We start from the raw sequence: 21,064 nt of genomic DNA on the forward strand, positions 1-21,064 counted from the left end.
TACTCTCACCCGCGGGCACAAAATAACAAGTCCAGTTGCTGCAAAAAACGATAATGCTGATACGCCGTATATTCCATAATCGGTTCGCCAAACCAGGTTAAGCCAGACGTCACATATACATGGCGATTTTGGACCGCATTCAGGCGCTGCCAATGCTCGGATCGCTTCAGCCGGCTCCAGTTCATTTGCGACTGCCTATCCTTCATGACATTCATCAGCACGACATCCGCCATGAAGTCAGCGAGCTGTTCCGCTTCGATAAATTCGGTATATCGGATCCGCTCGACACCGCCGGCACAGCCTACCTGCAAATCGTCATAGAGGACGGTTCCGGCTCTTTTGCCCCAAATTTTGATTCCTCTGGCGGAGACATGAAGAATAAGCAGACCACCCTGCCTGAAAGCATCAGGAATCTTCTCCCGTACGGCGTCGGCTTTGTCATCGTAACGCGACAGCCATTTCTCTCCCTCCTGTTCTTTGTCCAAAAACCGGGCCGTCATTTGCAGATGTACACGCCATGTTTCCTGCTGCCACGGCAAAAACAAGACGGGAGCGATTTGCTGCAGCTTAATCTTCTCCTCATCGGTAATCATTTCCTCCAAAGCGACAATCCGGTCAGGGCGGGCCCGCCACAACGCTTTTCTGTTAAACTCGTAATCGTGGCTTAAAGGAACCTTGACATCGTAACGGTACCGCTTCCGGTAATCATCGGTCCAGGATTGGTCGATCGGAGCCGCATAAGGAATGATTTGCAGAGCCAGCAAATGGCCGAGATTGGGCCAACTGTACGCGGCGGTTTTACATTTGCGGTTGGCCATATAGATGCTCGGCGAAATGCCGACATGTTTTTTGAACTGGCTGCTGAAATAAAGCGGATCTTTGTAGCCGACTTCACCTGCAATATCCCGCAGCGAACGGCCTTCCTCCATCAGCAGTTTGGCTTGGTTCGTGCGCAACTCGGTCAAATAATCAATGACGCTTTGGCCAAATCTGTCTTTAAACGATCTCATAAAATGGTACCGGCTCATGCCGGCCGACTCGGACAAACGTTCGACCGTAATTTCGTCCCGGTAATGACTTCTCAAATAATCGCGGGCCTGGTCCAGCGCATCCTCGTGGTGTCCCTGTTTTTTGAGCAGCAGATGCAGCAGCTCCTGAAACCCGGCTTGGCTGACCAGACGATCCGTCGCATCGCCGCTATGCCAATGTACGGTTATTTTCTCGCAAACCCCGATCAGACGCGCTGAAGCAGTTGCGATCGTTTCCTCCGACACCCATGATATAAGCGCCTGCTCTACCCCATTTTCCTCCGGCATGTATATATCAAAATGAAATCCGTACAGCACCTGTTCCCCGTCGGACGGATATCGCAGCTCTAACCGCTGGCCCGGCCGGATGACATGTACGATCCCTGGAGTTATCGGAGACAATATACCGTCAATCACGATATTGCCGTGCCGTTTGGCTGCCGCAATCAGCATATACGAAGGGGCGGCGGCATGCAGCAGACGAAAGGCGTCTTGCTTGTCGTTTTCTTCAAACACATGAACCAGTCTGATCCACATGCGGCTGATCCAATCCGAACTTGCCGGTCCGGCAGGAAACGGCTGATGATCGTTCGTCATAAAGCATCCCCTTTCATGTGAAATGTTGAAGCACTTCATGAAAATAGTAACTGATAATCATTCTCGACGTCAATTATGAGCCAACCGCGCAGGTTCGACCGCCGCCATGCGGCGCCGTGACCACGCTCAGGACACGTGTTGAGAATTGAACCTCCGCTTCCCTTAACACGCCAAAAAAGCTTCCGCCACCCGCAACGGGTGACTGGAAGCTTATCAGCTGTTTTTATCGGCTTATTACCTGGAATATCGCAAACTTCAAATATTGGCCTTCGTCTACGCCAAGAATGGACGGATGGTCTTTGCCCGCGCTGCGGAATTCGACAAGACGCAGCAGCTTGCCGGCATCAACGGCCGCCTCATGCACCGCTTCCAGAAACATGTCGGCATGCATATGGTACGAGCAGCTGGCGGTTACCAGAAACCCGCCGTCATTAACAAGCTTCATGCCCTGCAAGTTGATGTCTTTGTAGCCGCGTTTCGCTCCCTCCACGGCGGTCTTCGATTTGGCAAACGCCGGAGGGTCGAGAATCACGACGTCCCAAGTACGTCCTCCTGTAGTCAGCGGCTTTGAGGTGTCGACCTTCTTCAGCGCTGCCTGACCACGCTCCTGACGTTGCTCCTGCCCTTTGACCTGCTCGCGCAAATACTCGAAAGCGTCGGCCGCTACGAACTCCACACGGTCAGTAAAACCGTTCAGCTCCACGTTGCGTTTCGCGCTTTCGATCGCATGTTCGGAAATATCGAGGCAGGTCACTTTTTTCGCGCCGTATTTGCAGGCATGCAGCGTAAAGCTGCCCGTATGCGAGAAGCACTCCAGCACGGTAGCGCCGTCCCAATACGGGAACGTCACTTCTTTGCCGCTTTTGTTCAGCGGAACACGTTTGATGCTGCCGTCTTCGGCAGTAACCTCTTGTAACGTGATGCCGCTTGTCTTGCCCCATCCGGTCATCAGCGGCTCCAGCGCCGCGCGGTTTTCCCGTTGGTCGAAGAAATATCCGGTTTTCTGGCCTTGCACGATATCGACTACCAGGCGCAGGCCGTTTTCCTTAATTTCCACCAGCCGCGGGCATTCCCCGTACAGCAGGCCGGTCTTCTGCTCCAGCCCTTCCAGCTCGCGCACCGGCACGTCGCTGCGTTCGTAAATGCCCGCCGGAGCAATCACTTCGGCAAGCGCCGAGACAATATGGTCGCGTACGCGGTCCATGCCCAGCGACAGGATCTGCACGACCAGCACGTCCGCGAACTTATCGACAATTAATCCCGGCAAAAAGTCCGCTTCTCCGTAGACAAGCCGGTACGAATCGCTTTCCTTAATGAAGCGGCTGCGGAGTTCGGCGCAGCGGCGAAAGCGCTCGGCGAAATATTCGTGAGTCAGCTCCTCAAGAGGCTTATAAGAGACGACACGCACTGTAATTTGCGATGCGGTGTTGATAAATCCTGTCGCCAAATATTGGCCTTGCGCGTTATGTACGGCAACAAGCTCGCCGGCAGCGGCTTCGCCTTCGATGCGGTCGATTTCATTTTTGAAAATCCACGGGTGGCCTTGCTCGACCCGCTTATTCCGTTTACGGTTTAAAATAACGGTTGCCATGCAGCGATTGATTCCCCTGTTCTTGGTTCAATTTCGATCGGATGATTAATAGGAAGAAGAGCCTGTTACCCCGTTAACAATAGCGACCCCGGAGCTTGTGCCCAATCTGGTTGCTCCCGCTTCGATCATCGCCAATGCGGCCTGCAAGTCGCGCACTCCCCCGGAAGCCTTAACGCCGATATGAGAGGAAACCGATTCGCGCATCAGACGAATATCGTCCACAGTGGCGCCTCCCGGACCAAAGCCGGTCGAGGTTTTGACGTAATGCGCTCCCGCTTGCTCCGATAGGCGGCATGCCGTCCGTTTCTGCTCATCGTTTAAAAAGCCGGTTTCAAAAATTACTTTAACGATCGCCTTGCCTTCCACCGCTTGCACCACTTGACGGATGTCGTCTTCCACCGCGCCGTAATCGCCTTCGAGCAGCTTGCCGACCTGCAGCACCATGTCGATCTCGTTTGCTCCGTCTTCCGCAGCTTGCGCCGCTTCGAACGCCTTGGCTTTGGATTGCATCGCGCCTAACGGAAAACCGCACACAACGCTGATGTTCACCTGCGTTCCGGCGAGCAGTTCCTTGCATAACGGCACCCATACGCCGTTCACGCACACGCTGTAAAATTCGTGCTGCTTTGCTTCGCCGCACAACTTCTCGATCGCAGCGCGGCCCGCATCCGCTTTCAATAATGTATGGTCGATATACCGTGCGATATTGCCAGCTTCAATTGCCATCTTACTCCACCTCGTAACCTAATTTTTCCAACGCCTTTTTGACCACCGAATCATTATTGCCATATCCATTATGCACCTGCTGATGCCAAGCTTCAAGCGGAGCAAGCCATTCCACGCCGCGGATTTCCTCCACCTGCGCCGCCAGCTTGCCGCCCGTATGCTCGACCAGAAAATAATGCACCTCTTTATCCACTAAACCGATGCCGGACATCGTATATTGATAACGAATCGTTTCCAACGGTTCGACAATCCGCCCTTCAATGCCGGTTTCCTCGACGATTTCGCGGAGCGCCGTTTGCTCGATCGTTTCCCCGGCTTCCATCTTGCCTTTTGGCAGCGTAATTTTGCCGTAGCGGTCTTGAATCATCTGCACCTCAAGCTCGCGTTCCCGCTGCTTACGGAAAACGACGCCGCCTGCCGAAATTTCTTTCATCCGAACCACCCTTCCGTGTGAGTAGAAAAGTTGCTGAATACGAAGAACTTTCGCTGAAACGATGAAACTAACAGAAAGGATTTTACCCCGCCGGACGCGGGACAAAATCCCTGTTTTCGTGCATTATCCGTTTACGACCTTAGCCTGAGACAACAGTCTGACACATTCGCCGCGGCTTTCGTTGACCCCGGCTTCGGTCAGTTTTACTTTTACAATATCCCCGATCCAATCTTCGGAGCCATCAAATACAAGCTGGATGTAATTGTCGGTATAACCCGATACGAGACCGCTGTTCGGCATTCCTTTATAGCTGCGCTCGGGAATGACTTCAAGCACTTGGCCGACAAATTGTTTGGCATAAGCGAGCTGCATTTTTTCCGAGAGGTCAATCAACTCGTGCACTCTAGCGTTTTTAATTTCCTCGTCGATCTGGTCTTCCATACGCGCCGCCGGCGTTCCCGTCCGCTTGGAATAAGGGAACACATGCATTTCGGAAAATTGCATCTGCTCCATAAACCGGTAGCCATTGCGGAACATCTCCTCGGTTTCGCCAGGGAAACCGACAATCACGTCGGTTGTAATCGCCACACCCGGCATCGCCTTATGCAGCTTTTCGATTTTGCCGCCGAATTCGGCCGTCGTATATTTACGCCGCATCCGCGCCAACACCGAATCGTCGCCGGCTTGCAGCGGAATGTGCAGATGGCGGCACATTTTATCCGAAGTGTTCAGCACCTCGATCACTTCGTCGGAGATTTGGCTGGCTTCAATCGAACTGATCCGCACCCGGCGCAGTCCGTCGACCCGATCCAAATCGCGCAGCAGCCGCCCGAGGCTGTAGTCCTCTATATCTTCCCCGTAACCTCCGGTATGAATACCGGTCAGCACAATTTCATTGTAGCCCGCTTCCACCAGCTGGCGCGCTTGCTGGATGACGCTTTCCGGCTCCCTGCTGCGCATCAGCCCACGCGACCAAGGAATGATGCAGAACGTGCAGAAGTTGTTGCAGCCTTCTTGTATTTTCAGAAACGCCCGCGTGCGGTCGGCAAAATCCGGAACGTCCAGCTCCTCGAACGTACGGGTTTTCATAATATTGCGCACCGCATTGATTGGCTGGCGGTCCTGTTCGAATTGACGGATCAGCGGGATGATTTTATCCCTGTCCTGCGTCCCGATCACCATATCGACGCCCGGAATCGCCATAATTTCCGCCGGCGACGTTTGCGCGTAACAGCCGGTAACGGCGATAATCGCTTCCGGGTTGCGGCGTACGGCGCGGCGGATCATCTGCCTGCTTTTTTTATCTCCCGTATTGGTTACCGTACAGGTGTTGATCACATAAACATCGGCGGTCGATTCAAAATCGACCTGCTCGTACCCATCCTGCTTAAACAGCTGCCAGATCGCTTCCGTATCGTAAAAGTTCACTTTGCAGCCTAATGTATGAAATGCCACTGTAGACATCGTTATACTCCTCCCATCTCGCCGGCTTCATATAAAATGCACGTCAGGCCGACAATTGCGGCCGTCTCCGTGCGTAAAATGCGTTTCCCTAAACTGACCGGCAGACATCCTGCGGTTTCCGCACGGGCCACTTCCTGCTCCGTAAAGCCGCCTTCCGGACCTATGATCAGCATGATCTTCAGAGACCCCGATCCGTCCGGGCGGCTATACAGCTTGCGCAGTGCGGGCTTTAGCTGCGAACCGCTTTCCTTCTCATAGCATATCCAAGCTGCGTCCATTTGCTTCGCCGCCTGCAGCAGCTCGTTCCATCCGCAGGCTTGGGCCACGACCGGAACCCGGCTTCGATGCGCTTGCTCGGCTGCTTCTTTGGCAATTTTCTGCCAGCGCACAGTCCGCTTTTCTTCTTTTTTGGCGTCGAGCTGCACGATCGTACGTTCCGAGGTAAACGGCAAAAAGCGGGCTGCGCCCACTTCGGTTCCTTTTTGAATCACCGTTTCCATCTTGTCGCCTTTCGGCAGGCTCTGCGCGATCCATACTTCAACGGCAGGCTCGCGGTCCATCGGCAGCAGCTCGACAATCCGGCATGTCGCCTGATCCTTCTCCAGCCCGCTGATTTCCACAAGCGCTTCCCGCTGCTCGCCGTCGCTTACGATAACGCGGTCGCCTTCTTTGGCGCGCATCACTCTGAGCAGATGGTGCGCGTCGTCGCCGGTGATCACAACATGGTCCTCATGGAACTGTCCGGCCTCGATAAAATAGCGCTGCATAGTTAAGCCACTCCAAACAATCAAATTTCATCATACAACGTTCATCAGGAAAATACCATCGATTCGCATGGTCCGGTCAGGGCCGTCACACAAGGAAAAATCGCCTCAAACAGCGGCCATTCCGGCTACATCCCGAAAAGCCTGCGCAGCAGCGAATCCATCGCGAATAAAATGACATTGCCGAACGAAAAAATCGGCCCTAGCGTGACACGGGCCACCGGCGGAATAAACACCATCAATAAGAAAATATAAATCGCCCATTGCTCATATTGTTTGATTTTCAAACGAAGATGAAGCGGCAAAATATCTTCCAAAATCCGGTAACCGTCAAGCGGCGGCAATGGAATAAGGTTAAATAAGAACAACGTCATATTAATCGTAATGAGAAAATTTAAAAACATGCGAACCGCTTCGAATACGCCGTTGGACATATGGGAGGTTAATCCGAATTTGCTCAACGTATGGACTGCGAGCAGCCCGACAAAACAGATCACCAGATTGCTCAGCGGCCCGGCGAACGAAACGGCGATCCCCATCAGGCGGGGATGCTTGAATTTCGCGCGGTTGACCGGCACCGGCTTGGCCCAGCCAAAACCGGCGATCAGGATCAGCAGCGTACCGATCAAATCAAGATGAACCCGCGGGTTCAAGGTAACCCGGCCTAAGTTTTTGGCGGTCGGGTCACCGAACAAATAAGCGGTATACGCGTGGGCAAACTCGTGAAGTGTGAAGGCAATCAGCAGCACCAGCAGCACAAACGGAATTTCATCCAGCGAATACCGAAAAAAATGGCTTAAGTCCATAGGCCTTCACCTAACGCTTTCTCGCCACGATTGCTACCCAGTCCGAATCGTAATTGCGCTCTACGATCTCGAATCCGTGTGCCGTTAGCGCTTGAACGATGTCGGATTCCTTGCTTTGAATGATGCCGGAAGCGATGTAATGACCGCCGGAAGCGAGCACATCGTATACATCCTGCACAAACAGCAGCAAGATTTCCGCTAAAATGTTAGCGACAACAACCTGCACCGGCAGCTTCACGCCAAGGCTTGAAGCGCTACCCTCCTGGCTTTCTCTGAACACCTGCAGCAGATCGCTTTGTTTGACCGTCGTCTGCGCTTCAAGACCGTTTAGCTTAATATTCTCCGTTGCACTGGAAACCGCCACCGGATCCAAGTCAACCGCCAGCACGTGCCGAGCGCCAAGTTTGGCGGCTGCAATCGACAGCACGCCGGAGCCTGTGCCGACATCGATCACATCGTCGCCGGGACGAATAACTTTCTCCAGCGTCTTCAGGCATAACGAAGTGGTTGCGTGTGTGCCCGTGCCAAACGCCATTCCCGGATCCAGCTCGATAATCAGCTCCTCCGGTCCGCCTGCATACTCTTCCCATGTCGGCTTGATAGTCAGCCGGTCGGAAATACGCAAAGGCTTGAAATACTGCTTCCAAGCGTTGGCCCAATCTTCCTCGTCCACCAGGCGGAGCTCATAGGTCGGATTGCCGGTATCGATATCAAATGACGTGAGTTCTTCAATTGATTGCTTCAACTGCTCGATGATGCCGTCCATCTCGAGCAGCTCGGAGAAATAACCTTTAATCACCGCACGCCCTTCGGGAATGTCGTTAAGCGGCAGTTCGTACCATTGGCCAAACGATGTATCGCGCTGTTTATTCAGCGTCCCGGATTCCTCGATGGAAACTCCTCCGGCGCCCAGCTCATGCAGGAAATTGGAAATCATTTCGATCGCCATTTCCGTTGTATTGATCGTAATCTCATGCCAACGCATAAAAATGCCATCCTCCTGTCGTATACCAAAAAAAGCGCATTACGCCTATTGTACTACAACTGGGCATAAAACGTAAAATGCAAATGCCATCCGCCGTTTCCACATAGACAGGCCGGGCATAAGATGTACCGGACAACAACTCCAGGAAGGGAAGGCAGCCCATGATTAAATCGAATGTCAAATCGTACAAATACCGGGTCGGCAAAAACACCTATCTCGTCATCCACATCTTCCAAACGGCAAACGCGCAAACCGATTCCGGCAATGTCATTGCCAGCAACGCGGCGAACATCAAAATCATGAAACAGGAGGGATCCCGAAACCATGCCAAAGTCTCAAAAAAACACAAAAAAACGCTCCGATAGAAACAGCGTTGTAGTCAGACAAAATACGCGGGCCAGCACCGGACAAGGCGGCAATGCCTTCGCCATCAATGCTTCGGATGTGGGCGTAGTCAGAACGGACGTCAGCCCGAAAAACTGATTCACACCAGCTCCCCCATCTTCATGTGCGAAAAAGACGTCTCCGGCACACCGGCAAAAAAGCGGTGCGTGGAGACGTCTTTGTTTATATAAGTCCAACCGGATATTTCCGGCCGGCTTATTTTACTGGCTTGCCGTTCACGTGGTGTGTTATAAGCCGGCTCTCCCGGCTTGCACGATACGATCCATCAAAGCATTCCACGAGCCGTCCACCGTCTGCCTCTCGGGATGTTCCTCGAACCATCTGACCGTACGCTCCATACCTCGTTCAAAAGGAACCGTGGCGCAGAAGCCGGGTACGAAACGTTTGATTTTACTGTTGTCGAATACGCCGCTGACAGCCTTGTCGCCGTGCAGATTGCCCTCTTGCTCCGGCGATACGGAAACAATCACATCCGATGCGACATGTACGAGATTCGGCCGGACTCCGGCCGCTTTGCCGATCGCCGTATAAATCTGATTCCAATCCAATACTTCATCGGACGTAATATGAAACGATTGGCCCACAGCCTGGGACAACCCAAGCAAGCCGACAAACCCTTTGGCAAAATCGGTATTGTGGGTCATCGTCCACAGAGAGGTGCCGTCCCCGTGAACGACGATCGGTTCCCCCCTGCGCATCCGGTCGACCAGCGACCACGGATGCTGCCAGCTGTTTAACGCTGCGGGAATCATCGTGTCACCGTATGTAAACGACGGGCGAACGATGGTGACCGGAAAACCTTCTTCCCGGTACGCATCCATCAACATGTTTTCGCAGGCGATTTTATCCCTGGAATATTGCCAATACGGATTGTGCAGCGGCGTCGATTCGGTAATCAAATAATGCGATGGCGGCTTCTGATAGGCCGAGGCCGAACTGATAAAGATATACTGGGCCGTTTTCCCTTGAAACAATTGGATATTGTTGCGAATATGCTCAGGCGTAAACGAAATCCAATCCACAATCACGTCAAATTCATACCTTTTCAGCGTTTCCGCGGCTTCGGCGGCCCTTATATCCCCTACGATCACCTGTGCGCCTTGAGGGACAAACGGGCGCCGCAAACCTCTGTTGAACAAATACAGCTCCAGCCCTTGTTCCGCCGCCCGTTGGGAAACGGCTTCGCTGATCAGCCCCGTTCCCCCGATGAACAACACCTTCACCTGAAATCGCCTCTCTTTTGCTTAAGTTCTTTTCGCTTGTGAATCCGCAGCGGCGGCCTCCATCAAACCTTTGATATATCCGACGCCGAACAATCGGCCCAGCACCTCATAACCCGGATGGGCGTTGTCTTCGCCTTCCATGGTAGGCACATGGTCGGGCCTTGCCGGCCCGTTATAACCGACCTCATAATACGTTTTCATCGCTTCCAGCATGTTTGTTTTACCGTCGTCGTGGAATGTCTCTTCGAACTTTTCGGCTGTGCCGCGCACATCGCGGAAATGGACGAAAAATAGTTTGTTTTGCGCGGCAAACTTGCGGATGACGCCGGGGATATGCTCTCCGGCCGTCGCCAGCGTGCCTTGACATAACGTGATGCCGCTGTATTCGCTGGGCACCAGATCGATCGCCCGCTGCAGCGCTTCTGCGCTGCGCAGTATACGCGAGACGCCGCGAATCGGAGAAATCGGCGGGTCGTCGGGATGAAGCGCCAGCTTCACCTTCGCTTTTTCCGCGACAGGCACAATCCGCTCCAAATAATATTTAAGATTGTCCCACAACCGCTCCTCCGTGACGATCCCCGCTTCGGTCAGCGGCGCATTGCGCATCAGCTCATGCTCGTAACTCGATACTAGCGCACCGCCGCGTGTACGGGTTGTCGTGGATGTGCGGAACCAATTGAACTGTGCCATAAAATTATAACATAATACGGAAATGCCCACCGCACCCATGTTGGAAATAAATTGCTGCATCACTTCGATTTCTTCATCGCGCCCGGGCAAGCCAAGTTTAATATTGTTTGTCGGAGGCGCGGATTCGATCACCGTCAAATTCAGTCCGAATTCTTCAAACCGGCGTTTCATATGAAGCAAATTCATATATTCCCACGGCTTCCAGCCGTTCTCCTCGCGGGGCAGCGGACCTACTGCATAATTAACTCCCATCTGCTTGGCCAGATGCCAAAGCCGGGTCGGGTGGGAGGGAAATATTTCAGCGAGCTGCATAGCGTTCACTCCTTCTCGCGGTTTATTTTTTTCCGAGCTTCATTTCCGTTTCTTTGCCTTTGGCCGCAATTTTATCGTAAGCTTGCTCGATCGTTTGTTTGTTGAACATAACCGCTTCCATCTCGGTCTGATACGTTTTGACGAAATCTTCCCAGCCCGGGGGCGCAGGATAAAACGGCAAGGCCTTGCCAAGCGCCACGTCGAGCAAATCTTTGCCGATCGTATCGACCCGTTTCAGATCCGGCAGGAGATCTTTATAGATTTGTTCGTTGATCGGAATACCCCGTGTTGTGCCCAGCGTTTTGCCCGCTTCCTTATCGGTAATGAACCATTTGACGAATTTCTTCGCTTCCGCTTTGTATTTGGTCGAGCTGCTGACACTGAGGAATATCGTGGCTTGCGCCCAACCGCCGCCCGACGGACCGGTCGGATTGTTCACAACCGCCACCTTGCCCGGCAGCAGCCCTTCGAGCACACTGACGGAACCGACCGTTGCCGTTCTGGTCATCACCGTACCGGAGCCAAGCGGGTCGCTTTTCGGATCGTTTTCTTTAAAACCCGACTGTACTTGCGCCGGAGGCACGGTATTGTTTTTGCGGAATTGGTCGTATGTTTGCTGGAACTTGAACCACAAGTCCTTATCCAGGCTGAATTTGGTCCCGTCTACCATCATCGGGCCTTTGCCGTTGGAAGTTTGATAGAATTGGTACCACTCCCAACTGCTGGTGCCGTCGGTAATGCCGTATTTCTCTTTGGGCAGCTTGCTGCGGGCCTCTTTTGCGAAAGCGAAAAACTCGTCCCAGGTCCAATCTTTGGCCGGAATTTTGACGCCGGCGGCTTCCAGCTCCGCTTTGTTGAATACGATGCCGGAACCGTTATGAGCGAGCGGAATCCCGTACAACTTGCCGTTGTAGCGCAAATTATCCAAAATTTTCGGATCGACGATGCCTTTCAAGTCAACATCCGACAAATCTTCAAGCAAACCGCGTTTGGCATAATCCTGAATGTATGCCCCGTCCATCTGCAGCACGTCGGTCATCGATTTCGAGGCGGCCAGTGTGGTGAGCTTTGTCCAGAATGCGTCCCAGGCCAAATATTCCGAGGTAAACTTCACGTTGGGATTTTGCTGGGTGTACAGATCCAGCGCCTTTAAAGTCGCCTGATGGCGGGCATCCGTCCCCCACCACATGATTTTCATATTGACCGGGCCCGAGCTTTTCTTGTCCCCGTCCGCCGCCGGCGGTTTGTCTCCCGAGCCCCCTCCGCCGCCGCAAGCTGTAAGCGCCAATACCGCAGCCATTGAAAAAATCGTCATCCCCGCTATCCGTTTTTTTGCCAGTAGCATGTCCCGATTCCCCTTTCGAACGTTCAAATATGTATTGGAACTACCCCTTGATGCCGGTAGTTGCAATCCCTTCCACGAAATGCTTTTGCGCCAAAAAAAACACGATTACGGACGGCACGATGGACAGCAGAGACATCGCCAGCAGCTGCCCCCACTGAATCTCGAACTGGTCGACGAACATGCGGAGCCCGAGGCCGACGGTATATTTTTCGATGGAGCTTAAATACAGCAATTGTCCGAAGAAGTCGTCCCAACTCCATATAAAGGTGAATATCGCTACAGTGACCAATGCCGGTTTGATCAACGGAAAGATGATCCGCAAATAAATGCCGTAAACCGAAGCCCCGTCCATATGAGCCGCTTCGTCCAGTTCCCTGGGAATACTGCGGATAAACTGCACGAGCAAAAAGACGAAAAATGCGCCGCCGCCAAAAAAATGGGGAAGTATAAGCGGCACGTAGCTGTCGACCAACCCCAGATTGTTATAGAAAATATATTGTGGAATGATCGTCACTTGTCCCGGCAGCATCATCGTCAGCAGCAGCACGGAAAACCAGAAGCCGCGCAGCTTGAAGCGCAATCTCCCGAATCCGTAAGCGACCAGCGAGCTTGTAATGACAGCCCCCAGCACGTTCCAGAATTCCATCATCAGCGTATTGGCGAAAAACGTAGTGAAGCTGTAATCGGCGGAGAAATTCCAGCCCTTCGAAAAGTTGCTCCACATCGGCGTTTCCGGCCATATCGTAGGCAATACCATCTCCGACGTTTTCTTTAACGACGCGCCGATCCACCACAACACCGGATACAGCATAAAAAGCGACAGCACAAGCAGCAGCGTATGGTTAACGGTTCCTTTGGAGTACCAGCTTCTCATCGCGGATCGCGGCCTCCTTCCGCTTCATAATAAACCCAGTATTTGGAAACCAAGAAGTTAAGCGCTGTCAAAACGGCGATGATGACAAGCAGTATCCAGGCCAGCGCCGAGGCGTAACCCATCTGATAGTTTTTGAACGCTTTCTCAAACAGGAACAACGCATACATGTAGGTGGAACCGGCCGGTCCCCCGTTGGTAATAATAAAGGCCGACGTAAACATCTGGAACGAACCGATAATGCCCAGCACCAGATTAAAAAACATCACCGGAGACAGCATCGGCAGCGTGATGTGCCAGAACTTGCGGAGCGGCGTGGCTCCGTCAACGGATGCCGATTCATACAGATCCTGCGGAATTTGCTTTAATCCTGCGAGAAAAATGACCATCGTTGAGCCGAACTGCCACGTGTTCAGCAGCACCAGCGTCAAAAGCGACGTGTCGGGATTGGCGATCCAAGCGATGCCCTGAATTCCGAACCAGCCAAGCATGTGGTTGACATATCCGTCGAGACCAAAGATATTCCGCCACAGCACGGAGACGGCAATACTGCCGCCGATCAGCGAAGGGAAATAAATCGCCGTCCGGTACATTTGAATACCACGCAAGCTTTTGTTCAGCAGGATCGCAACCATCAAGGAAAAAAACAGCTTGAGCGGTACGGACAAAATGACAAAAGCGAAGGTAACCTTAAGCGCCTGACGGAACATCCGGTCGTTGAGAAAAATATCGGAATAGTTGCCGAATCCGATCCATGAGGGGTCGTCGAGCAGGGAATATTCTGTGAAGGAGAGATAGAAGGAACGTACGATCGGCCACAACGTCAGCAGCAGAAACCCAAGCAGCCAAGGCGCGATAAATAAATAACCCGCCAGGTGATGTTGACCGGATACGTTTCCTTTGCGGGCTCTGGTTACAACCGATTGTTCTTGCACAAGCGCTTTTGCATTCATGAATATGCCCCTTCCTGTGAACTACACAAAGATCATCTTTGTGTATCCAAAATATCAAATCGACATTTTCCTGCACAGTAGGGGAATTATTGAATTTGTTTGATTTTTTTAATTCGGCCATTCGAGCGAATCGCGATACTCGCTGGGCGACAGCCCTGCCTTTTTCTTGAATATTTGACTGAAGTAACGGGGATCGCTGTACCCGACCTTTTCAGCTACCTCGTAATTTTTCAAATGCGTCGTCTTCAGCAATTTCTTCGCTTTGTTGATCCGGATGTCGGTCAAATATTCGATAAACGTCACGCCCATGTTCAGCTTAAACAATGTGCTGAGGTAAGCCGGGGTGATATACACCTTTTCCGCCACATAATGAAGTGTCGCTTTCTCATATTCACCTTCCATGCAGGATAACGCTTTTTTGATAATAATCCGGTTCAGATTTTCGTTGGATCCGTTTAATTCGGCAAGATGCTTCAGGCAACAAGCGGCGTATCTTTTCACTTCCGTAAGCGTTTGCAAATGAATGGCCGAAGTCATATCTTGTCTGACCGCAGAGCCGGTCTGGCCGATCGACGCTTTGATCCGCAGTTCCAATCCGATCAGCAGTTGAATCGTGCAGTTATTGACCTCCTCCCGCTGCAGCGGACCGTCCTGCAGCAGCGCTTTGTAAAATTCTTCGACCGCTGGCTCGATGCCATCCGGCTGCCCGTCGTGGATGAGACGGAACAATTCGTCTTCTTTGTCCTCAGGGTAATTCGCCGTATTTGTATAAGGGGACACATGGTTAAAATAAATAACCTCGGCAAGACCCCGGTAAAATTTATGCTTGAGCGCGTTTGCCGCTTGCGTGTAGCTGAGATGCAGTTCCGAGAGGCGCTGGCACGGATTGCCGATACCAGCCGTTATCGTGAGGGAGTGAATCCTGGAGTAGTAGCTTTGGAGTAAAGCATGCAGTCTGACGATAGCCGCCCTGTCGTCCCAAGAAAACAGCACGCTGATATGTCCGATTTCATCCATGAACACCGCGCAGTTGCCGGGAGCATGCCGTTCGATCATGTTTTGCAGATCGGAGGGCGCGTGGCCGCCGCCGATGCCTGCGTTTGTTGCGAGTTCGGCGGCGTTGAATTCGAACAAAGCCAATGTCGGATAAGAGAAGCAAGTGTGAAGGCCTCTTGCCGCCAGCAATTCTTTTAATTGTTCGGACGGTGCGGGGCCCGAGCGGATCATTTCGGCAAGCGTACGGCCGCGCGGCGCGCTTATCGAGGTTTCCCTATGTTTGACTGCAACAGATGAGGTATTGCCCTTGTTCATATCCCGTTCTCCTCTCGCCTGAAAAGATGGTTATGAAATACCCGCTGCCGTATGTACTAATTTGTGTACTGCTTATAAAAATCAAAACCCCGGATCAGCTTTTCTTCGGTAAGCTCGATATTTCCCGTCTTGATCAATTCGAGAATCTCGGTATGCGAGTCGGGGAGGCTGTAGCCTTTATGGTCCTTGTTGGTTACCGTAATAAACCTCATGATTTTCATTCTGATTTTGCTCCAGATGTCCAAGAATAGCTCATTCCCGCATCTCTTGTAAAAATACCCGTGAAAATCCATGTCCATCTCGACCAGTTGAAACGGATCGCCCTTGTCGACCGCGGCCCGCATGCCATCGACGATTTGCTGCAGAGCGTCGATATCGTGTTCGGTCATCTGCTTCATCATGCCTCTTAACGCATGGCCTTCCACAAGCTGCCGTAGCTCGTAAATATCGCGGATTTCTTTGGCGGTAATTTCCGAGACAACGGAACCTTTATTCGTCTTGCCGATAATCAAACCTTCCTGCTTTAAGCGTTCCAGCGCCTCTCTGACGGGTGCTTGGCTGACGCTGAATTCTCTCGCAATATCAAGCACGATCATCCGGTGTCCCGGGGGAAGTTCCCCTTTCATGATTTGCCGTTTCAAAATCGTGTGTACATGCTCGCTTAAAGAAATCGGTGTTTGCGTGATGTTTGCCGTTTCCATTCCTGCATCCCTCGTTTGCTGCAATAATGTCCTGCTCAACTATCGATTATCGATAATTTGATACTAAAAGCGCTTCCACATTTTGTCAAGGCACCTTATAAAAAACAAAAAAAACAAACAAAATGATAATTTTTCACCATCGAAACGGGTGACCCGCAATAGGTAAGATAGACATAAATGTGTGTCAATCGCTTAAATCTGCCCAATGAGGTGCAATCTATGCAAAAAACGAACCTTGGACGAACCGGCATGCAAGTCGCCAAACTCAGTTACGGGACAATGGAAATAAGGGGTCCCCGCGTGTGGAACGGACAAAAATACAGGCCGGTATCGGAGCCATTCCCCCGATTCCAGCCTGTTGTTGAGATTAAATTACGCCACCCGCCTGCTGAATGACACGGCGGGCTTGTTCAAACATGTTCTCGTCGATTACCGCGCTGAGCACGATGTCCAGTCCATCCACCGCGCCAAGGCCTCCTTGCCCGCCATCGCTCATGCCGCTTGCGTCGATGTCAGCCGCGGCCAGCACCCCGGTATCCGGAGTAAAATCTCCGGACTCGGTAATGGACCCTAGTCCCGGAAAATTGCCAGCATACATGTTGATCGGTCCCGTGCTGCCTTCGCCCGGATATTTGTCAAACCGCTCCACCGACACATCGATGGCGCGGAGCGCATTCAGCTTGGCTGCAGCGCCTTCCGCTTGCTCCGGGCTATGAAAATAAGCAAGCAACCCCTTCTCAGCCATAACGGTTCACCTACTTTCCTTCTTGGCGGGCATCGGCTTCATCAGCCCGCTCAGCTGCTTTCAGATCGGCCGCATCCGCCTGGTCGGCGGAAAATTCGACGTCCTCATTTTTGGCGATCGGCAGCGAGTTCCCTTTGTTGTTATGTTTCACCATGAATGCGCAGTCCTCCTGATCGTTTGATGGCTGTGTCAACAAATATCATCCGCAAAAGGCTCCGCCCTTATACCTTTGTATGAATCTCGCCCAAGCCACTTCTCCGTTAACGGAAGACCTGTCCGCACAAAAAAACCGCGGCATCCATTACGTAAAGTAACAGACGCCGCGGCTAGTTCGAACTAGTCCCCTAGAAACGCTTTTTTCATTCGTTCAAAAATCGATTGGTGCTGCTCGTGCGTGTTCTCTCCCGAAAGCCTGGAGAATTCGCGCAGCAGCTCTTTTTGCTGCTCGTTCAAAGTGGTCGGCGTAACGACGACCACCTTGACATGCTGATCGCCCTGACCGTAACCGCGCAGCTTCGGAACACCTTTGCCCTTCAGCCGGAAGTACGTGTCGGTTTGTGTGCCTGCCGGTATTTTCAGCTTGACCTTCTCGGTCAGCGTCGGAATTTCGATTTCATCGCCTAACGCCGCCTGAGCAAATGTAAGCGGCACCTCGCAGTAAATATCGTCGCCTTCACGCTCGAAAAAGTCGTGTGGCTTAACACGAATCACTACGTACAAATCGCCGGACGGGCCGCCGCGTGTGCCGGCTTCCCCTTCGCCGCTGACGCGCAGCTGAGCGCCGTCGTCAACTCCCGCCGGAATTTTGATATGAATCGTGCGCTGCTTTTTCACCTTGCCGGTTCCTTGGCAGCCGCTGCACTTGTCTTTAATGATTTGTCCTTGGCCGTTACAGGTCGAACAAACTCTGCGGTTTACGATTCTGCCGAAAGCTGTGTTCTGAACCACTTCCTGCTGTCCGCTGCCGTGGCATGTGGAGCATGTCTCCGGTTTTGTGCCCGGTTTTGCACCTGAGCCGTGACAGTGGTCGCACGTTTCCGTACGCGGGATATGAAGGTCCGTTTCTTTGCCAAAAACGGCTTCTTTAAATTCAACGGTCATCGTATACTGCAGATCGCTGCCGCGCTGAGGCGCGTTCGGATTTCTGCGTTGTCCCCCGTTGCCGCCAAAGAACATATCAAACAAGTCGCCGAAGCCGCCAAAATCGGCTCCGTTAAACCCGCCGCCGCCCATGCCCTGATTCGGGTCTACGTGGCCGAAGCGGTCGTACGTCGCTTTTTTCTGGTCGTCGCTTAACACATCGTAAGCTTCTTTTGCTTCTTTGAATTTCGTCTCGGCGTCATCCGCCTTGTTGACGTCCGGATGGTACTGACGGGCAAGTTTGCGGTAAGCCTTCTTGATATCATCGGCCGAAGCATCCTTGCCAACCCCAAGCACCTCGTAGTAATCGCGTTTACTCATCGTTCCACTCCCATTCTTGAAGCCATCAAACGTGGAAAGTCAAAGCCAAGACGCAGCTCGGCTTTGACGTAATAGTGCGGTGTGATTATTGATTTTTCTTCTCGTCGACCACTTCATAGTCGGCATCAACGACATTGTCTTTTTTCGGGCCGGATTCCGGACCTGCTCCGCCTTGCTCCTGCTGAGCTCCGGCTTGCGCTTGTTCATACAGCTTCACGGAAAGCTGCTGCACCACTTGCGTCAGCTCTTCGGTCGCTGCTTTGATTTCATCGAGGTTGTCGCCTTCAAGCGCTTTTTTCACTTTATCTTTTGCCGCGTTGGCTTTGTCGGTTTCCTCTTGGCTTACTTTGTCGCCAAGATCCTTGATCGTCTTATCTACGGAGTAGACAAGCTGATCCGCGTTGTTGCGGGCTTCGACAAGCTCTTTGCGCTTGCGGTCTTCGTCGGCATGAGACTCGGCGTCTTTCATCATGCGGTCGATTTCATCATCGCTGAGGCCGCTGGACGAAGTGATCGTAATTTTTTGGCTTTTGCCTGTGCCTTTATCCAAAGCCGAAACGTTAACGATACCGTTGGCGTCGATATCAAAAGTAACTTCGATTTGCGGAATGCCGCGCGGCGCAAGCGGAATGTCGCCAAGCATAAAGCGGCCGAGCGTTTTATTGTCATTAGCCATCGCGCGTTCGCCTTGAAGCACGTGAATTTCAACGCTAGGCTGGTTGTCAGCGTACGTCGTATATACTTGCGATTTGGTTGTCGGGATCGTCGTATTGCGCTCGATCATTTTGGTGAACACGCCGCCAGCGGTCTCGATACCCAGCGACAACGGAGTTACGTCGAGCAATACGACGTCTTTGACGTCGCCTGTCAGTACGCCCGCTTGTACGGCTGCGCCCAATGCTACGACTTCGTCCGGGTTAACGCCTTTGTGCGGCTCTTTGCCGATCAGGCGTTTGACCGCTTCTTGTACGGCTGGAATCCGTGTGGAACCGCCGACAAGCACCACTTTGTCGATTTGATTCGGAGACAAGCCGGAGTCGCTTAACGCTTGGCGAGTCGGACCCATCGTTCTTTCAACAAGCGCTGCGGACAGCTCTTCGAATTTGGCGCGTGTAAGATTTAATTCCAAGTGCTGCGGAACGCCGTCAACAACCGTAATAAACGGCAGGGAAACGGTAGTTGTCAGCACGCCGGACAATTCTTTTTTCGCTTTTTCCGCTGCGTCCTTCAAACGTTGAACGGCAGCTTTATCTTTGCCAAGGTCGATGCCTTGTTCTTTTTTAAATTCGGCTACGAGATAGTCGATAATCACTTGGTCGAAGTCGTCGCCGCCCAAACGGTTGTCCCCGCTGGTCGCTTTTACTTCGAAGAAGCCGTCGCCCAGCTCAAGGATCGATACGTCGAATGTACCGCCGCCGAGGTCGTATACGAGAATCGTTTGATCTTCCGATTTCTCAAGACCGTAAGCAAGCGCTGCCGCCGTCGGTTCGTTGACGATACGAAGCACTTCCAGACCGGCGATTTTGCCTGCATCTTTAGTCGCTTGACGTTGGCTGTCGTTAAAATAAGCCGGTACCGTAATAACCGCTTGGGTTACGGTTTGGCCCAAATAAGCTTCCGCGTCGGATTTCAGCTTTTGCAAAATCATCGCCGAAATTTCTTGCGGGGAATATTCCTTACCGTCGATCAATTCTTTATGATTCGTTCCCATATGGCGTTTGATCGAAATGACCGTGCGGTCCGGGTTGGTAATCGCTTGGCGTTTGGCTGTTTCGCCGATCACGCGTTCGCCGTCCTTTTTAAAACCTACAACCGAAGGTGTCGTGCGGTTGCCTTCGGGATTCGGAATAACGACAGCTTCGCCGCCTTCCATAACGGCTACGCAGGAGTTGGTTGTTCCTAAGTCGATGCCGATAACTTTGCTCATGGAATAGTTCCTCCTTGTTACTTTCAAATTTTATTATTGAATCATGGCATGAATGCGGGTTACATGCTGACCTTCACCATTGCCGGGCGAATGACCTTATCTTTCAGGATATAACCTTTTTGCATTTCCTCCACAATGGTTCCTTCTTCATGCTCTTCGGACTCCACCTGCATTACCGCTTGATGAAATTCCGGATTAAACGGCGTTCCCACCGTCTCCATCCGCTGCAGGCCTTCGGTTGCGAGCACCTGGTCCAACTGACGGAACGTCATATCCAAGCCCTTCAGCAGGGCGTCAAAATCTTTGTTGTCTTTACTTGTTGCAAGCGCACGCTCAAAGTTGTCCACGACAGGCAAGAGCTGCTCAATCAGCTTCAAGGAAGCGTATTTGGCAAATTGCTCTTTCTCGTCGCGTGTGCGGCGTCTAAAATTATCGAAATCGGCTTGTGCGCGCAAAAAACGCTGATTGTTTTCCTCGGCCAGCTTAAGTGCCGCCGCAAGTTCGGCATGTACCCCGCCTTGCTCCTCGGAAGCAGTTTGCTCACCAGTGTCAGCGCCTTCCGGATTTTGTTCTCCGGCTTGCTGTTTAGCCGCCAATTCTTCTTCGCCTGCATGACCTTGCTCTTTTTCCTCTGTATTCAAAACATGTCACCTCCTATTCATACTAAACCTTTGCATTTTATGTGTTTTATGTGAATCGGACAACGGCGTTTGTTGGTGCAGACAA

General features: G+C 52.3%; 21 protein-coding genes. 1 reads left to right on the forward strand and 20 read right to left on the reverse strand.

The window, feature by feature from the left end; genetic code table 11:
- Window positions 1-5: 5 nt before the first annotated feature.
- The 8 genes from EYB31_RS33415 to prmA all read right to left on the reverse strand — a co-directional run bounded on the left by EYB31_RS33415 (window position 6) and on the right by prmA (window position 8,394).
- Window positions 6-1,625, reverse strand: coding sequence for a helix-turn-helix domain-containing protein (locus EYB31_RS33415; RefSeq protein ID WP_165452750.1), 1,620 nt, complete (start codon window positions 1,623-1,625; stop codon window positions 6-8).
- Window positions 1,626-1,848: 223 nt separating this feature from the next.
- Window positions 1,849-3,216, reverse strand: coding sequence for a class I SAM-dependent rRNA methyltransferase (locus tag EYB31_RS33420; protein ID WP_131017923.1), 1,368 nt, complete (start codon window positions 3,214-3,216; stop codon window positions 1,849-1,851).
- A 45-nt stretch (window positions 3,217-3,261) separates the two neighbouring features.
- Window positions 3,262-3,942, reverse strand: a complete 681-nt coding sequence (gene deoC / locus EYB31_RS33425; protein WP_131017924.1) for a deoxyribose-phosphate aldolase — start codon at window positions 3,940-3,942, stop codon at window positions 3,262-3,264.
- Between the two features lies 1 nt (window position 3,943).
- On the reverse strand, window positions 3,944-4,375 hold the full coding sequence (locus tag EYB31_RS33430) for an NUDIX hydrolase (protein WP_131017925.1): 432 nt from the start codon (window positions 4,373-4,375) through the stop codon (window positions 3,944-3,946).
- Window positions 4,376-4,498: 123 nt separating this feature from the next.
- On the reverse strand, window positions 4,499-5,839 hold the full coding sequence (gene mtaB / locus EYB31_RS33435; RefSeq protein WP_131017926.1) for a tRNA (N(6)-L-threonylcarbamoyladenosine(37)-C(2))-methylthiotransferase MtaB: 1,341 nt from the start codon (window positions 5,837-5,839) through the stop codon (window positions 4,499-4,501).
- Between the two features lie 2 nt (window positions 5,840-5,841).
- A complete protein-coding gene (locus EYB31_RS33440) occupies window positions 5,842-6,606 on the reverse strand; it encodes a 16S rRNA (uracil(1498)-N(3))-methyltransferase (RefSeq protein ID WP_131017927.1) in 765 nt (254 codons plus the stop codon).
- 125 nt (window positions 6,607-6,731) lie between these two features.
- Window positions 6,732-7,409 (reverse strand): site-2 protease family protein, encoded by a 678-nt coding sequence (locus EYB31_RS33445; RefSeq protein ID WP_131017928.1) that lies wholly within the window; start codon window positions 7,407-7,409, stop codon window positions 6,732-6,734.
- Window positions 7,410-7,419: 10 nt separating this feature from the next.
- The gene (gene prmA, locus EYB31_RS33450) at window positions 7,420-8,394 is read right to left on the reverse strand and encodes a 50S ribosomal protein L11 methyltransferase (RefSeq protein ID WP_131017929.1); all 975 of its coding nucleotides are present in this window, start codon (window positions 8,392-8,394) and stop codon (window positions 7,420-7,422) included.
- 161 nt (window positions 8,395-8,555) lie between these two features.
- Here prmA and EYB31_RS33455 point away from each other — a divergent pair, with 161 nt between their 5' ends.
- A complete protein-coding gene (locus EYB31_RS33455; RefSeq protein WP_131017930.1) occupies window positions 8,556-8,759 on the forward strand; it encodes a hypothetical protein in 204 nt (67 codons plus the stop codon).
- Window positions 8,760-9,026: 267 nt separating this feature from the next.
- Here EYB31_RS33455 and EYB31_RS33460 read toward each other — a convergent pair whose 3' ends face one another.
- The 12 genes from EYB31_RS33460 to grpE form a co-directional block, all read right to left on the reverse strand.
- Window positions 9,027-10,022: an SDR family oxidoreductase gene (locus EYB31_RS33460; protein ID WP_131017931.1), complete on the reverse strand. Its 996-nt coding sequence runs from the start codon at window positions 10,020-10,022 to the stop codon at window positions 9,027-9,029.
- A 21-nt stretch (window positions 10,023-10,043) separates the two neighbouring features.
- Entirely contained in the window at window positions 10,044-11,024 is a 981-nt protein-coding gene (locus tag EYB31_RS33465; RefSeq protein WP_131017932.1) for a mannonate dehydratase, read from the reverse strand.
- 22 nt (window positions 11,025-11,046) lie between these two features.
- Window positions 11,047-12,369 (reverse strand): ABC transporter substrate-binding protein, encoded by a 1,323-nt coding sequence (locus EYB31_RS33470; protein WP_131017933.1) that lies wholly within the window; start codon window positions 12,367-12,369, stop codon window positions 11,047-11,049.
- Window positions 12,370-12,409: 40 nt separating this feature from the next.
- Window positions 12,410-13,243 carry a carbohydrate ABC transporter permease gene (locus EYB31_RS33475; RefSeq protein ID WP_131017934.1) on the reverse strand — a complete coding sequence of 278 codons (834 nt, stop codon included), beginning with the start codon at window positions 13,241-13,243 and terminating at the stop codon, window positions 12,410-12,412.
- Entirely contained in the window at window positions 13,240-14,193 is a 954-nt protein-coding gene (locus tag EYB31_RS33480) for a carbohydrate ABC transporter permease (protein WP_131017935.1), read from the reverse strand. The genes EYB31_RS33475 and EYB31_RS33480 overlap by 4 nt, the downstream gene beginning before the upstream one ends.
- Window positions 14,194-14,301: 108 nt before the next feature.
- Complete coding sequence (locus tag EYB31_RS33485; RefSeq protein ID WP_131017936.1) at window positions 14,302-15,504, reverse strand: helix-turn-helix domain-containing protein; 1,203 nt, start codon at window positions 15,502-15,504, stop codon at window positions 14,302-14,304.
- A 56-nt stretch (window positions 15,505-15,560) separates the two neighbouring features.
- Window positions 15,561-16,205 carry a GntR family transcriptional regulator gene (locus EYB31_RS33490; protein ID WP_131017937.1) on the reverse strand — a complete coding sequence of 215 codons (645 nt, stop codon included), beginning with the start codon at window positions 16,203-16,205 and terminating at the stop codon, window positions 15,561-15,563.
- Between the two features lie 367 nt (window positions 16,206-16,572).
- Complete coding sequence (locus EYB31_RS33495) at window positions 16,573-16,950, reverse strand: hypothetical protein (protein ID WP_131017938.1); 378 nt, start codon at window positions 16,948-16,950, stop codon at window positions 16,573-16,575.
- Window positions 16,951-16,960: 10 nt separating this feature from the next.
- Complete coding sequence (locus EYB31_RS33500; RefSeq protein ID WP_131017939.1) at window positions 16,961-17,104, reverse strand: YfhD family protein; 144 nt, start codon at window positions 17,102-17,104, stop codon at window positions 16,961-16,963.
- A 182-nt stretch (window positions 17,105-17,286) separates the two neighbouring features.
- Window positions 17,287-18,411 (reverse strand): molecular chaperone DnaJ, encoded by a 1,125-nt coding sequence (dnaJ, locus tag EYB31_RS33505; RefSeq protein ID WP_131017940.1) that lies wholly within the window; start codon window positions 18,409-18,411, stop codon window positions 17,287-17,289.
- A gap of 85 nt (window positions 18,412-18,496) precedes the next feature.
- Window positions 18,497-20,338 carry a molecular chaperone DnaK gene (dnaK, locus tag EYB31_RS33510; protein WP_131017941.1) on the reverse strand — a complete coding sequence of 614 codons (1,842 nt, stop codon included), beginning with the start codon at window positions 20,336-20,338 and terminating at the stop codon, window positions 18,497-18,499.
- A gap of 59 nt (window positions 20,339-20,397) precedes the next feature.
- Window positions 20,398-20,979, reverse strand: a complete 582-nt coding sequence (grpE, locus tag EYB31_RS33515) for a nucleotide exchange factor GrpE (RefSeq protein ID WP_131017942.1) — start codon at window positions 20,977-20,979, stop codon at window positions 20,398-20,400.
- Window positions 20,980-21,064 lie beyond the last annotated feature (85 nt).

The organism is Paenibacillus thalictri, assembly GCF_004307995.1.
Classification (GTDB): Bacteria; Bacillota; Bacilli; order Paenibacillales; family NBRC-103111; genus Paenibacillus_AF; species Paenibacillus_AF thalictri.